Annotated in this window: 5 protein-coding genes; 3 read left to right on the top strand and 2 right to left on the bottom strand. The window is 40.1% G+C overall.

Annotated elements, in window-relative coordinates:
- The 3 genes from H4J39_RS08530 to H4J39_RS08520 all read left to right on the top strand — a co-directional run.
- Positions 1-1,240: diguanylate cyclase (locus H4J39_RS08530; protein ID WP_182227384.1), on the top strand; the 1,240-nt coding region annotated here is incomplete at its 5' end.
- Positions 1,241-1,529: 289 nt separating this feature from the next.
- Complete coding sequence (locus H4J39_RS08525) at positions 1,530-2,525, top strand: universal stress protein (protein ID WP_182227382.1); 996 nt, start codon at positions 1,530-1,532, stop codon at positions 2,523-2,525.
- The gene (locus H4J39_RS08520) at positions 2,522-11,053 is read left to right on the top strand and encodes a GH36-type glycosyl hydrolase domain-containing protein (RefSeq protein WP_182227380.1); all 8,532 of its coding nucleotides are present in this window, start codon (positions 2,522-2,524) and stop codon (positions 11,051-11,053) included. The genes H4J39_RS08525 and H4J39_RS08520 overlap by 4 nt, the downstream gene beginning before the upstream one ends.
- Before the next feature lie 104 nt (positions 11,054-11,157).
- Here H4J39_RS08520 and H4J39_RS08515 read toward each other — a convergent pair whose 3' ends face one another.
- Both H4J39_RS08515 and H4J39_RS08510 read right to left on the bottom strand, forming a co-directional pair.
- Positions 11,158-12,078: a universal stress protein gene (locus H4J39_RS08515; RefSeq protein ID WP_182227378.1), complete on the bottom strand. Its 921-nt coding sequence runs from the start codon at positions 12,076-12,078 to the stop codon at positions 11,158-11,160.
- A 194-nt stretch (positions 12,079-12,272) separates the two neighbouring features.
- Complete coding sequence (locus H4J39_RS08510; protein WP_182227376.1) at positions 12,273-15,854, bottom strand: CheR family methyltransferase; 3,582 nt, start codon at positions 15,852-15,854, stop codon at positions 12,273-12,275.
- Positions 15,855-15,898 lie beyond the last annotated feature (44 nt).

Raw genomic sequence — 15,898 nt, 5'->3', positions numbered from 1 at the left:
GTTCAATGAATTTGATTTTGATTTTGATTTTGAATTTGATTTTGAAAAAAAGGATGAAGATAGCCTCCTTTTCACACTTAAAAAAAATGTCGTTAATTGTATCAAACAATCAACCTGTAGCCTTAAATTGTTGAGTGAGCTTAATGATATAGTAGAAGAATATCGGCATGTCGCATGCCAAGTCATTTTTCAAGTAATGGCTGATTTACATTTAAATCGTGATGAAGCTATGACCTGTTGGCAAGAAGTCAAACTACATGCCTTATGGCTAAACAAGCAAGTTGGCCGGCCATTACCTTTAATTGCCATTATCTGTGACTATTTATCTACGCACATGAGCCAATTAATCCGCAATCCAAAACTTACCAGCCATGAACACTTTGATAGTCTAGTCAATCACTCTACCATTGATAGCCTGACAGGCTTGTTTAACCGAAACTGCTTTAATGACACCCTCACACATTTGCTTGCGTTAACGCAAAGGGAAGATTCTGAGTTGTCTTTAGTTTTTTTAGATTTGGATGACTTTAAATTTATTAATGACACCTACGGACATCAAGTGGGCGATTTGGTCTTGCATAAGTTCGGAAAATTATTATCGAATTCAATACGACAAAGCGATATTGCACTGCGCTATGGTGGCGAAGAATTTGTTATTCTTATGCCAAACACTGGCTATAAAGATGCGTTGATGCTGAGTAATCGAATTCGCTCGAAAGTTAGGGAAAAGGTCTTTCTAGAAAATGGTTCCAAACTTCACATTTCCATCAGTGGCGGACTAGCCGTTTATCCCACACATGCAAAAACGTCCGACGAACTTATTTATTCTGCCGATAGTGCTTTATATCGAGCCAAAGGTGCGGGTAAAAATAATATTAAAGTGTTTAAAAATGAAAATCGCCATTATTTACGGGTGCCATTAGTGAAAAAAATAAAGGTGAAAGAAATAAACTTTGATGGTGCTACCATTCAAGAGGCAACGTCTCAGAATATTTCTTTTGGTGGGGTGTCATTTGAAACGTCACAACATTATTGTGTGAATAATTCGATTCAAATAGCGATTAAATTTAATGGCGAAAATCCTACCTTAATGTTTGGTACGGTGGTGAGGGTTGATGAAATATCTGAAAAGAGTTTTACCATTGCTGTCTCGTTTTCATTTGGCGATATAGAAAAAATGGCTAAAAGAAAAATTGCTAAAATAATAGCACAACACGAAAAGAGTAATCGTTCGAGATAATACCTAAATCATTTCAAATGACCCCTTACATTCAATTCAAATACCCCCTCTATAACGACACAAATAATAGAAGCAACTTGGGCTAGGTTGCTTTTGGTTAATCGTTACAAATTCCATTCCAATTAATAACATAAATTAACAATTCTAACCTTGTCTGACAATTATCAGTTCGGATATTTATCTCGTCAAATATACTAATAATTCATACGAGTGTCAGGTGAAGTTAGCTTATTTATTATGCTCACAGATAACTTATTTACTCGTAAGCTTTTAGCGTTAAGGAGTTATTATGCAACATATTTTAGTTTGCCTCGATTTTTCTGAATTATCTAAACAGGTAATACCATTCGCGGTGACTTTAGCACGCGGTTTTGGTGCTAGAATTACCATTTTGCATGTGCTTGAAAAATCTGATTTAGACTCCAACTCACCTATGGATTGCTTTGAGTGGGAAATGCAAAAGCATGAAGCTACACGTTACCTTAATACCATTCAATCTGAGATCAGAAATTGGGATATTTTAGTGTCTGCAGAGATGATAGAAGGCCAACCTGCAGAACAGATACACCATTGGATAAATACACACAATGTTGACCTTACGGTACTTTGCAGTCATGGAACTAACGGACAAACACAGTGGCCGTTAGCAAGTACCGCTCAAAAATTAATTTCAGGAACCTCCAGCGCTATATTGCTCATACCGGCCAAATCACTGGCGACACACAAAAGGTATGACAATAATTCGACGCTTTGTTTTCGTAAATTATTAGTGCCTTTAGATGGTTCGAGTTGGGCTGAGAGTGCACTCGCCTATGCTGTTAATATCGCTAATTATCAGCACTGTGAAATGGTCCTTGCGCACGTGATTCCAGAATCGGGCATTACGCAAATGGAGCCGCTAAATTCAGAGGGCTTAGCTCTTGCTGAAAATATAAGAGAGTACAACTGGAACGTTGCCTCCCATTATCTCGATAAAATAGAATCACGTTTAAAATCAACGACAGACATTCCTGTTAAAACATCATTAATTAATAATCATGGTGTTGCAGATGAATTAATTAATATTGTTGATGCTCAAGCAATTGATATGGTGATTATGTCAGCCCATGGAAGTTCCAACCACCAAGGCCAATATTGTGGCAAAACAGCCCTCGATTTTCTAGAAAATTGCCACGTGCCCGTTATGCTTTTACGTGGAAATATATCGCAGAGAAAAGCAGTTGATAAACTCGATTATTCGCTACTAGAATCGTCGTCTCGCTTGCCCTTACAGGCGGCTTTATGACTTATGAATTCGGAAAGTTAAATACGGGTTTTGTTGAAATAAAAGCGCAAGAGTTGGCATTAAGTCACGTACTGTCTTCGAAAAAACCGAAGCCAATTCCATTGCTTATTGCATTGCCTAAAATACCTAACTGGATAGAAAATGCTAAAAAGTCGTTTAATACTGCTGATATAAATACGGCAAAAGTAGCGGAATGGATATTTGATAATAGTTATGTGTTAGAGCGATCCCTCCAAAAAATAAAAATTGATATGCCTGAGGATTACTACAAGCTTTTACCCAGCACACAAAGTAGTAAAGGTCATGACCATTTACCGAGGGCTTATCATATAGCCAGTGGTTTACTCGCCGCTGGCGGTATACAAATAGCTATGCCGATATTGGTTAATTTTATTCAGGCATATCAAAAAGAATCACCTCTTGATATCGCTGAATTATGGGCATTACCTACGTTATTGCGCTTAGCGTGTATTGAGCTGGTTATGGCCAGTGTAGTGCGTATTGTCCCCGAACTTAACTTACCTTATAAACCCAGTAAGGCAGGGCAATCAACAGCCACTGCTATTGATGATATTGATTGTTTAGGGCGCGCATTACATTGTTTATCAGTAATTGAAACGATTCCATGGCGTACTTTTTTTGAACAAGTGAGTGTCGTCGAAAAGGAGTTGCGTAATGATCCCGCTGGTGTTTATGCTCACTTAGATTTTGAAAGTCGAGATAGATATTGTAAAAAAATTGAAAAATTAGCGCGTGCTACGTCTTACAGTGAAGAAGATATAGCGCGTTGTACACTCGAACTGGCAGACGAAACTGAACCAAATAATGAACGAGAGAGCCATGTAGGTTTCTGGTTGGTAGATGATGGACAAGCTGTTTTAGAAGAAAAAGTCAATTATCACCTTTCATTGAAGCAACGCGGTAAACGGTTACTACAAAAACACGCTATTGGTTTGTACTTATCGCTATTAGTATCATTTATCGGCGTAACTGAATTTTTTGCCTGCTATTATTTATACATTAACTACGCCAATATAGCGCAGTTAGTGATTGGCTCGTTGTTAGCACTTATTCCTGCCTCTATGTTGGCAGTGTCTACATTACATTGGACTTTAACCAGTTTAATACCACCACGCATTCTTAATAAACTCGATTTTGATAAAAAAATCAATCCAGATTTTCCTACGGCGATTGTCATACCGACCTTGCTAGGCAGTATTGAGGAAATTGACTCACTGCTTATACGCATTGAACGACATTATTTATCAAATACCGATCCCGCGCTACATTTTGTGTTGCTTACCGATTACTTAGATGCCGCCCAAGAAACTGAACCAACTGATAACCAATTTTTAGGACATGTTCGTCAAGGTATAATAGGGCTTAATGACAAGTACCGTGCTGATGGAAAAGCTCCTTTTCACCTGTTACACAGAGAGAGAAAATATAACGCGAGTGAACGTTGTTGGATGGGATGGGAACGCAAGCGGGGAAAACTTGACGAATTTAATCACTTCTTACGTGATAAAAAATCTTCCGCGTTTAGTCTTAGTGAAGGTGATAGTTCAGCCCTGGGGGCCATTCGCTTTGTTATTACCCTTGATAGCGATACGCAGTTAAGCCGAGGTATGGCGGCGCGTTTAATTGGTACGCTAGCTCACCCGTTAAATCGTGCTGTTTTTGATGATAAAACTGACAAGATAATTGCTGGATATAGCATCATTCAGCCGCGTATTGAAATAGCACCGTCGCGTGCAGAGAGTACATGGTTTTCACGATTAGCATCGGGTGACCGTGTTATAGATATATACAGCCAAGCGGTGTCTAATGTTTATCAAGACCTCTTTGGCTGTGGTATTTTTGTTGGCAAAGGTATTTATGATGTATCCGCATTTACACGGTGTTTACAGGGGTGTGTGCCAGAAAATACGGTGTTAAGTCATGACTTATTTGAAGGCATTAAAAGTCGTGTCGCGCTAGCCTCAGATATTGTACTTTATGAGGACTTTCCTAATCACTATTTAGCCTTTACACGTCGCTTACATCGTTGGATACGCGGTGATTGGCAGCTTCTTCCTTGGTTGAAACGGCGGGTTAGGCTAAGTGATAATAGTTATTGCCGAAATGACATTGATTTAATTGAGCGCTGGAAAATTTTTGATAATTTACGACGAAGTGTATTAGCCCCAGCTTTGCTTTTGTGGCTAATGGTAGGTTGGATTTGGTTACCAGGTAACCCTTTAGTGTGGACGGCGTTAGCGCTTATTGCGCCTGTGGGTCACCAAATAGGTCATTTCATTATCGGCATTACTCGACATTTTCATTGGAATGACTTTGAAAATTTAGGCCCAAAAATATTATCAAATACAGGTCGTTGGCTTATGTTGATTGTTTTTCTGCCACACGAAGCCATTGTTGCCCTTGATGCGGTAATTAGAACACTCTTTAGAATAACAATCTCTCAACAAAATTTACTGCAATGGCTAAGTGCAGCGCATACAGATAAACATTTAAAAAATAAAGATTCTTCATGGTATTACTGGCGAGAAATGGCTCCGGGAATTTTATTAACTTTCTTGTTCGCGATTATTATTTTTTACACAAATGTAGCCGCATTACCTATTGCGGCTCCTTTTTTAATACTTTGGTTGCTATCACCAGAAATTGCCCGGTTAATCAGCCAGCCAATACCTAAAACAGTCGAGCAATTAGATGAGCATGATGTTGTTTTTCTAAGGCGTCTATCTCGACGTACTTGGTTATTCTTTGAAACATTTGTTGGGCCTGCAGACCATTGGTTACCGCCTGATAACTACCAAGAAGACCCCCATGGTATTATTTCTCACCGAACCTCACCCACCAATATTGGCATGATGTTTCTATCAAATCTCACGGCTTGGGACTTTGGTTATATTGGGCCAACTGAACTTGTTTCACGCGTACTTGCGAGTCTTGATTCACTATCAAAATTGGAGCACTACCGAGGGCATATTTTTAACTGGTACGATACCCAGACCCTAGAAGTACTGTTACCACGTTATGTATCAACGGTTGATAGTGGCAATTTGGCTGCGGCATTATTAACGCTTAATGAGGGATGTAAAACTATACAAAACAGCCCGATATTTTCTCCTACACGTTGGGATGGTTTAATGGACACCATCGCACTTATTGAAGAAGCAGTAGCTAAACTCGATTGTGATAACAAAGAAGAATTTACAACACTGTGTGAGCATGCGGCCCAGATTCGTAATAAAGCGGCAACTGCGCGCGATAATAACGAGATTTGGTGGTTAACCATACAAGAGTTCTGTGAATATGACTTTATTGAATTTGATCGCCATTTGGTAAATATCTTGGCGAAAAAATCATCTGCCCATGGGGTCACTGTTTTACGAAATATTCGTGTATGGGTAGGACGAGCACATGCACATTTACGTGATATGCAACGAGATTTGGATAGATTATTTCCATGGTTAACCATGTTAACTTGTCCTAGCACCTCAGAGCATGAAGCCGATGCGCTGAAGTATCATGATGGCCTAATGATGTTACGCCGTATATTACGGCCAACACTGCCACTGGCCGAAATATCACCCGCGTGTGTCATGGCTAAAAAAATCATCCTAAATTTACGTGAAGAAAAACCGCATTTATGGAACGAAAATCCAGACAATGCCATTTCTGTATGGTTGACGACCCTCGATAATTCTCTCAATACTTCGATGCAAAATGCCTCAAAACTGCAAAAAAATCTGCGCACTATATCAAAAAAATGTCTTGCTGAAGTTGCCGGAATGGATTTTCGTTTGTTGTATGATGAATATACACAACTCTTTCATATAGGTTTCAATGACAGTGCTGGCGTGATGGATCCCCATCACTATGATTTATTGGCGTCAGAAGCTAGGCTAGCCAGTATTGTTGCTATGGGTAAGGGCGATATACCCACCAAACATTGGTTCGCATTGGGTCGTTCGATTACCAAAGTCTCGGGTCAAAATGTATTGATATCTTGGGGGGGGACGATGTTTGAGTACCTAATGCCTCGCTTATTAATATGTAGTGCAGAAGGAACCTTACTTGCCCAAAGTGAACAGGTTGCCGTAGATGAACAAATTAGAAGTGGTGAAAAACGTTCAACACCTTGGGGAATATCTGAATCAGGTTATTCGACGGTAGATATTCAACATAACTATCAATATCGTGCGTTTGGTGTACCGAGTTTAGGGTTCAAGCGTGGCCTAGAACTCGATACCGTTATCGCGCCTTATGCTACTGCGTTAGCACTGGCTATTTATCCTCAGCGAGCTACTGATAATCTAAAACGACTTAGCGAACTGGGCATGTTAAATCTTTATGGTATGTATGAAGCAATAGATTATACCCCAAATCGTCTACCTCTAAATCGTGAATTTACTATTGTTCGTTCACATATGGCGCATCACCAAGGCATGATATTTGTTGCGTTAGCTAATGTGTTGTTTAAAGAGCCACATGTAACGCGTTTTCAACGCAGTACTATTGTGCAAACGGTTGATCTGTTGTTGCATGAACAACTGGCGTTAGATAGTTCACTTGAATTTCCAACAGATGCTATCACCAAAGCGGAAGAAGCAATTGATTCTGAGGTACATAATCTACCTCATCTACCCACGTGGAAACCGGCATTGTGTGGTGCTTTTCCCGAAGTTCACGTACTGGGTAATGGTCGCCTCAATACGTTGATCACCGACTCTGGCGCGGGTGGACTTAACTGGCGACATAATGCGTTAACCCGTTGGTTGCCAGACACTACCCTTGAAAGCCAGGGCGTTTGGATATATCTGCGTGATGAAGACAGTGGTGAAATGTGGTCTGTTGGTCGGCTACCGATGAATAAAACCAATAAAAAGTACGATGTGGTTTTTCACTCACATATGGTTGAATTTCATCGACAAGATCATGGTATATCATTACGTATGGACTTAACCTTGTCGGCGAATGATGATGTTGAAATTCGCCGTATAACGTTAATTAATGATACCCAAGAGGTACGTCGTCTTACCATAACAACGTATGCTGAAGTTGTGCTTACAGCACCCAGCGCTGATCAACGCCATCCGGCGTTTAGTAAGTTGTTTATTCATAGTGAACTCGCTAAAAGCATGAATGCGCTTGTATTTGAACGTCGTTCACGCGAGCCGAATGAAAAGCCTCCTGCGCTTATGCATCGCTTTTTGTGTGATAGCGATGCCGTAAAATTAACCAGTTTTGAAACAGACCGTGCGCACTTTATGGGTCGTAACGGCAGTTCACAAAATCCTCAAGGACTTCGTGATGGCTTGTCAGAATCTCTGGGTTGGACCTTAGACCCGATTATGTCTTTGCAAGCAACTGTAGAGCTGTCTGCATTTGCCACAGAAAAACTCGCTTTTGTTACTATTGCGAGTAGCTCGCGTCGGTCTTTGTTTGAGATAGCCCACTGTTATGAAGTGTTATCCTCTATTGATTTAGTGTTTCACGATGCGCTGTTCAAAGCCAGTTTAGGCATGAAAAACTGTGAATATGCGGTACCTTACTTACCCCAACTGCAAAACCTTTTATCCGTACTCATGCAATCAAATGCAGCGCTTCGGGTAGAAAAAAGTGTCATCAAAAAAAATAAACTGAATCAGTCTGCACTGTGGGCTTTTGGCATTTCAGGTGATTTTCCTATTTTACTGTTCCGTTTACATGATGAAACTAACGTTGCTTTGCTTCGGGTGCTCATGTGTGCTCATCAGCAATGGCACATAAAGGGCCTAGAAATTGATTTTGTTATTATTCATGAGGGAAGTAGCGGCTATATTGACGAAATTAGCGACAAAGTTCAGGGGCTATTACAGGACATTGGCGCACAAACTCTACTTGGGCAACGCGGCGGGGTACATTTGCTTCACCTAGGTCAAATGTCGCTTGAACAAGGAGATTTACTCAGAGCGACCGCTCATGCCATTTTAAGTGACCATGATTCCTTAGATAAACAAATAATATCACGAGATAGCAAAGAAAATTGCTTGCCAACGTTCGTCGCCACAGCAGCACAAATAGGCTCAACAGTAAGTCTGCCAGTTGAACGTCGTACTGATCTCGTTTGTTTTAATGGTACCGGCGGCTTTAGCCCTAAAGGTGATGAATATGTTATTTATTTAGCGCCAGATCAAACCACGCCAGCACCATGGTCTAACGTACTCGCCAATGAAAATTTTGGTTGTTTAGTGTCTGAATCTGGTGGTGGTTACACTTGGGCTATTAATAGCGGTGAAAATAGACTCACCCATTGGGCAAACGACCCTGTTAAAGACCGCCCGAGCGAAGTGGTGTATATACGTGATGAAGAAACAGGCCAAGTTTGGACGGTTACGCCTGATCCCATTGGTACGGGTAACCTTTGCGAAATAACACACGGCGCAGGTTATAGTCAATGGCGCAGTAATTCACACCACTTAGAACAAGCGCTAACCGTAATGGTTGCCCATGAAGATCCCGTTAAAATAACGCGCTTAGCATTGAAAAATACCCAAGGTAAAGCGCGTCGTTTAACGGTTACCTATTATGCAGAATTAGTATTAGGTGCAGCGCGCTCGAGCAGTGCGCCTCATATTGTTACGGAATTTGATCCCAAAACAAATGCACTACTCGCGAGAAATGTATGGAATGCGGCTTTCTCTGAACGAATGACCTTTCTGTGTTCAGATAGACAAGTTCATGGTTTCACTGGTGACAGATCTGAGTTTTTGGGGAGAGAAGGTGGTTTTAGCACACCCGAAGCTTTAGAACGTTGGGGGCTTAGCGGCTCCGTGGGCGCTAAATTTGATCCCTGTGCCGCGTTACAAATACATGTTGATGTGCCTGCTAATGGGGCTGCAGAGGTATTGTTTTTATTTGGTCAAGGTGATGACCCAAAACATGCACAAGCGCTCATCGAAAAATGGCAGCAACCACAAACTCTCCCTGACAATTGGAAAAAAGTGCGCACACGCTGGTCACGTTTATTCCACTCACTGCAGGTTAAAACCCCAGAGCCTTCATTTAATTTAATGATGAATCAATGGTTACTCTATCAAACGTTAGTCTGTCGAATTTTTGCTCGCTGTGGATTGTATCAATCAAGTGGCGCTTATGGTTTTCGAGATCAACTACAAGATGTTATGGCATTGGTTTATGCAGAGCCAGCAATAGCGCGTAAACATATCATAGAAAGTGCCGCGCACCAGTTTGATTTAGGCGACGTGCTGCATTGGTGGCACCCGCCAATGGGCAGAGGTGTGCGAACCCATTTTTCAGATGATTTGCTATGGCTGCCTTATGTCACCGCTTATTATGTCGACGTTACCGGAGATAAAACTATTTTTGATGAACAAATACCTTTTTTAACGGGGGAGCCTTTGGGCCACCGAGAAGAAAATCGATACACCTTGTATGAGCCAACGTCAAAGGGCTATAGCTTATTTGAGCATTGTAAGCGTGCATTAAATCGCGGTATTAACTCGTCAGGTAAACATGGTTTGTTGTTGATGGGCGCTGGTGATTGGAATGACGGCATGGACCGTATCGGCGCGCGCGGACGAGGTGAGAGCATATGGTTATCTTGGTTTGCCATTGCGGTGATCGAATCCTTTACCGATATACATGAAATGTGGCCTGAAAAGCTGTCGGTGAATGTGTGGCGTGATCGCGCAAAAGAATTAGCGCAGGCCATTGAAAAATCAGGTTGGGATGGTAAATGGTATCGACGCGCTTATGACGATGAAGGTCAGCCGTGGGGCTCAGCAGGCTGTCAAGAATGCCGTATTGATTCCATCGCACAATCATGGGCTACCTTAAGCGGAGCAGGGGATCCAGAACGTGCTGCCCAGGCATTACAATCAGCACAAGATGAGCTCGTCGATGAAAAGAATAAGGTTGTGCTCTTATTAACGCCTCCCTTTGATGCGACCATGAGAGATCCGGGTTATATCAAAGCTTATCCTCCAGGCATAAGAGAAAATGGCGGACAATACACACATGCTGCTATATGGCTAGCGTGGGCGCTAACGCGTCAAGGTGACGGTGACGGTGCTATGCGTATTTTTCGGATGCTTAATCCGATTGAGCATTCGTTAAATCAAGAGGACATGAACACCTATAAAATAGAGCCTTACGTTATAGCGGCTGACATTGGTAGTGTCTCGCCACATGCCGGACGCGGTGGTTGGAGTTGGTATACGGGTTCATCGTCTTGGGCATATCGTTTAGGCGTTGAAGCTATTCTCGGTATTAACTTTAAAGCACAATACCTTGTTATGAATCCCTGTATTCCAAAATCATGGCTTGGCTATAACGCAACGTTAACGCGTGATAATGGTGTAATAGAATTATGTGTTGAAGATAATCAAGGAGTAGGGCACGGCGTGGCTGAAATCACCGTAAATGGTGAAAAAATTACTGGCAATAAAATACCATTACCGGTTAATGATGAAGTGCTTAATGTTGTCGTTAGATTAGGTATTACCCTTAATCGATAGCGTTATAGCTATCGCTTAAGGACTTAGAGATTGAGGTATAAGACTTTAAGGGTTTATTATTTGGATAAATTCTTAATCGTCTGATTTCAAAAGACAATATTCATTTAATAACTTGGTTTTATCGCCAAAATATCACAATTTACTTGGTCTAATATATTCTCCGCCGTTGTGCCGACAAAACCCGAATGTAGTCGTACCCCCATAATCAACAGATCAATATCTTTGTCTTTCGAAATATCAATAAGATGAGCAGAAGCTATTCCATGGACCAAATAGGTGTTTTTCTCATCTAAGCCATAATGCTCTATTAAATGGGAAAATTCACTTTCGTGATATTCTTGTTGCTGATCTTGATATAATTGATAATCTTCTGTAGAAAGATGAAAACCGAAAAGACCACTTCCCATTGATGGTCCTATTTCTTGACCAATCGGATCATAAGCATGGGTAACGTGAGCAACCGCGTTAAAAAATTCTGACATCATCGCGTTAGTATCAAGAATATCCTTATCTAAATTTGTGCGCTCGTCTTCAACTTTTTTTAAATCTACCGCAGCCATTACATTTTTATAGGCAGTAGTTGAGGGGGATTTTGTTAGTAACAAAGGTACGGGACAAGCTTTTAATAATTGCCAGTCGTTAGGTGTAAAAAGTAATCGCTCAAGCACAGGATGTGGATGAGTCGATTTAATGACTATATCAGCATGGCACTCTGTCACTTTCTTTAGAATTTCAGCATAAAGCGGTTTATGCCATCTAACTTCAGAGCTTACTGATATATTTTCTTGAGTAACTTGGGAAAGATAAGTATCAAGCCAGCGTTGTTTTGTTTTCAAATAATGGTGAATAATTTCTTCTTGCGGATGCTCTTTATTAAACCATTTAGGGGCAAGGCCACTCTGATGTACCACCAAAAATAGCTCTATGCTTGCATCAAATTTTTTTGCAAATTGAATAGCTCTACTCAAGGCAGGTTGTTCGTCAATGGTAGGATCCATAATGACAAGAATATGTTGTATTTTCATCGTAACGCCTCTTTCATTAATTAATTTTCCCCATTGTCGTCCATTGTCACCAATGTTCGTTTGGGTGCTCTTGCTTTGTGTATTAATAATAACATCGAGGGTAATTAAATTATTGAATATTGGGCTAATACTACTGTGTATTAGGGGTTTTCCTGACTTATGTCAGTTGTTGAAAAGTTTATTACGGTACTTCATTAAAATATACAACGAATCGTTGTACCCTTATTTGGGGATGACTCAATGAATAAACTGGCATTGATGCTGGACGCACGATACTGCATGATATTTAAGCCAATACCTAAGTCCGTTTTATTTCCATCTAGGTCAATACCGATACCATTATCGTAAATCACCAGCATCATTTGCTTTAAATGTGTTTTCAGTTTTAACGTGATCTCAGACGCTTTTGAGTGTTTTATTGCATTATTAATCGCTTCTTGTGCTATACGGTAAACTTGAGTAGCAGTGGTATTATCTGAAACTTTCAATATGTCTGAGAATTCAACTCGGCTTTTTATGTTGGCTTTATCAACCATTTTCATTAATTGAATTAATGCTTCTTGCAGCTTTTGTGGTGGGAATAAAACGGGTGATAAGCCATGGCTTACATGACGAGTTTCCCCTATGGCTAAGCTTAATTGCTCTATTATCTGCTCTAATGTTTTACGACTTTTATCATCGGTATTTTTTATATTTCGCTTTAAGTCACTGGCCAATAAGTTAATGCCTGTTAACCGTTGCCCCAAGTTGTCGTGCACGTCATGACCTATTTTTTCTTGTTCTAGGGTACTGATATCAACAATGGCTTTCTTTAACAAGGTTAATTCGCTTAAATCAGTAATAATACTAATAAATACTTCATCATTGGCCGTTGCCGTGGTTGTTAATCGAATAGGGAATTGACTACCATTTTTTCTAATCGCCTTTAATTTTTTTGGGGCTAGTGTTACTATTTTACGATCAATATTAAGGTCAGTATTTCGTCTCTCTTTTGTATTTTCAACAAATGCAATGGGCACTAATTTATCAATTTTTTTTCCTAAAATTTCAACTGCCTGATAACCAAACATATATTCTGCTGCTTGATTAAAATCTGTTATTACGCTCTTATCATCCATAACGACAATGGCTTCCGAGGCATATTTCATTATGCTAGTCAGCCGTATTTCACGGTCATGAAGTGCTTTAGTGCGTTCTTGCACGCATTGCTCTAGATGCATTTTTTTGTGGTAACTTTCTGTGACTTCAACAAAGGTGATAACAATGCCATTAATATGGTCATCGACTGTACGATAGGGTACTATTCGTCTTAAATAACAACGGCTTTTTTGTGCATCACCGAGTGACCAAACGTCTTTTTCAATCGGAGTCAGTTTATCGAGCACTTGGCGAGCATCAGTCAGAAGATCGTTATTAGTCACCTTAGCCGAAAAATCACTAATCGACCGGCCTATATCACTTTCGCGTAAGTTCAGTAATTCACCTATTGCGGGGTTAAATAACCTGATTTGTAATTTTCTATCAAGAAAAATCGTTGCAATATCAGTGCTAGATAATAAATTTTGGGTATCGTCACAACTTTTTTCTAACTCTTCTACTTTAAATTGTAATTCACTATTGACGGTGTTGAGCTCTTCGTTCATTGATTGCAATTCTTCTTTTGAGGTTTCAAGTTCCTCATTGGCTGATTGCAATTCTTCATTCATCGACATGACTTCTTCGTTAGATGCTTTAAGTTCTTCGTTAGAACTTTCAAGCTCTTCAACCGTACTGTGTAAGTCTTCGCGTGTTGCGTTTAGCTCATATTCTAGTTGTTCAATAATGCTTGAATCATTGCTCGATAAATTTAATGTTGTTGAAGGTATGACTTTATTACTAGCAGAGCCTTGCTTTTCTTCAAAGGTAATTAGCAGTAAATCACTGGGGAATTTAGGATCAAATACCGGCCGCACGGTTATTGTACAAGGTACATAATGGCCATTACGTTTAACTTTAGCGTCAAGGTCGACAATGGGTTGATTTTCTTTAAGTACATAATCGACAGCGGTTCGAATACGAGCACGCAAGCCTTCACGCAGTAATGTTATTATATCGTATGTTGGCGTGCCTTTAGGAAACTCTAAAAAGTTAACAGTCGGTCCTTGAAAATGTAATATTTCATAAACACGATTAATGAGCACCGCTGCGGGTGCATATTCTTCTAAGAGATCTCTGTTAACAAGTTCGGCAAATCGAGCTGGCGGTGTGGCATGATAATTCATTGTTTTATAATTATGTTTCGTTGTGAAATTTTGATGTGTATTACGCTCAATAGGAAAATTAATCGACACTTTATTGGTCGCTTTGACTGACTTAAATAACCGCCATTTTTTAGAGAGTGTTTCAAATTTATTTTTATTATTGCCTAATGACTCTGAAGGGCCAAGCATTAAAATCCCGTCGGGTTTCAATGCAAAGTGAAAGGTATTCAGTACATTGCTTTGTAATTCCGGTTGAAAATAAATGAAGAGGTTGCGACAACTAATGAAATCAAGACGTGAGAAAGGTGTATCACTGATCAGGTTTTGTGTCGCAAAAATAATCGTTTCACGCACAACCTTTTTAACTTGATATTCGTCTTTAGCCGTTAGTTCAAAAAAACGGGCTAAACGATCAGAGCCAATATCTTCAACATTACTTTTAGCGTAGCGACCTTCTCTTGCAACTTTTAATGATTGCTCATCAATATCACTGGCAAATATTTGAGCCGACACCGGTTTGTGAGCTTGCCCAAACGCTTCAAACACCAACATAGCGATGGTGTATACTTCTTCACCGGTAGCACAAGCTGGCACCCAGATACGTACAGGATGTTCTTCAGAGCATTGTAAAATAAGTTGAGGTAAAACCTCATCAGCAATAACTTGAAATGCCTCTTTGTCTCGAAAAAAAGCGGTTACTCCAATTAATAAATCTCTATTTAATGCGGCAGGTTCTTCAGGACTAGCCTTTAAAAAATCGTAATATTCTTCAAGAGTATTTGACTGATTAACGCACATACGTCGTTGAATACGTCGCAGTAGCATGTTTTTTCGGTAACCACTAAAATCATACTTAATGCGTGTACGTAAATAGGCCAAGATGCGGTACATACTTTTCAGTATATCTTCTGTAATGGTATCAGTTGTTGTTTCTAAATAAGGATGCGATGCATATTCAATCAACATCGCTGGCATATCCTCAGGTGAGACGATCATATCAACTAAACCGGTATCAATTGCATTTTGCGGCATTTGAGCGTGATGAGTGGTTAATGGGTCTTGCGCGATAATCATACCGCCGGCAATTTTTATATCCCTAAAGCTTAACGTACCATGACAACCAGTGCCTGATAATATTATCGCAACACTACGTTCACCTTGGTCTTTGGCTAGACTGGTTAAAAAGCGTTCAATAACAGTCCAGTCTTGGCGAGCAGATAAGATATCATTAAGCTGTAAATGTAGGTCTGAAATAGTGACTTCTTTACCTGGGGGTAAAATATAAACGTGATCCGCTTTGACCCGCATATTATCTTCAACTTCGAGTACTGGCATGTTGATTTTACTCGCCAGCAGGGGAGCCATTAAACTTTGATGATTGGGATCTAAATGAGGAAGCAATACAAAGGCCATGCCGGTATTTTTAGGCATTTTGGAAAAAAAAGCTCTAAAGGCATCAAGACCACCTGCGGATGCCCCTATGCCTATAATAAGCTTAGGTTTATTTTTATTATTATTTATACTATTTATTGACATTTAATACTCAATAGCTTTTTCTAAATCACCTTCGATAGTGGGAT

This window comes from Colwellia sp. Bg11-12, assembly GCF_014076955.1.
Classification (GTDB): domain Bacteria; phylum Pseudomonadota; class Gammaproteobacteria; order Enterobacterales; family Alteromonadaceae; genus Colwellia_A.
This window is presented reverse-complemented; position numbering and strand designations above follow the sequence as displayed.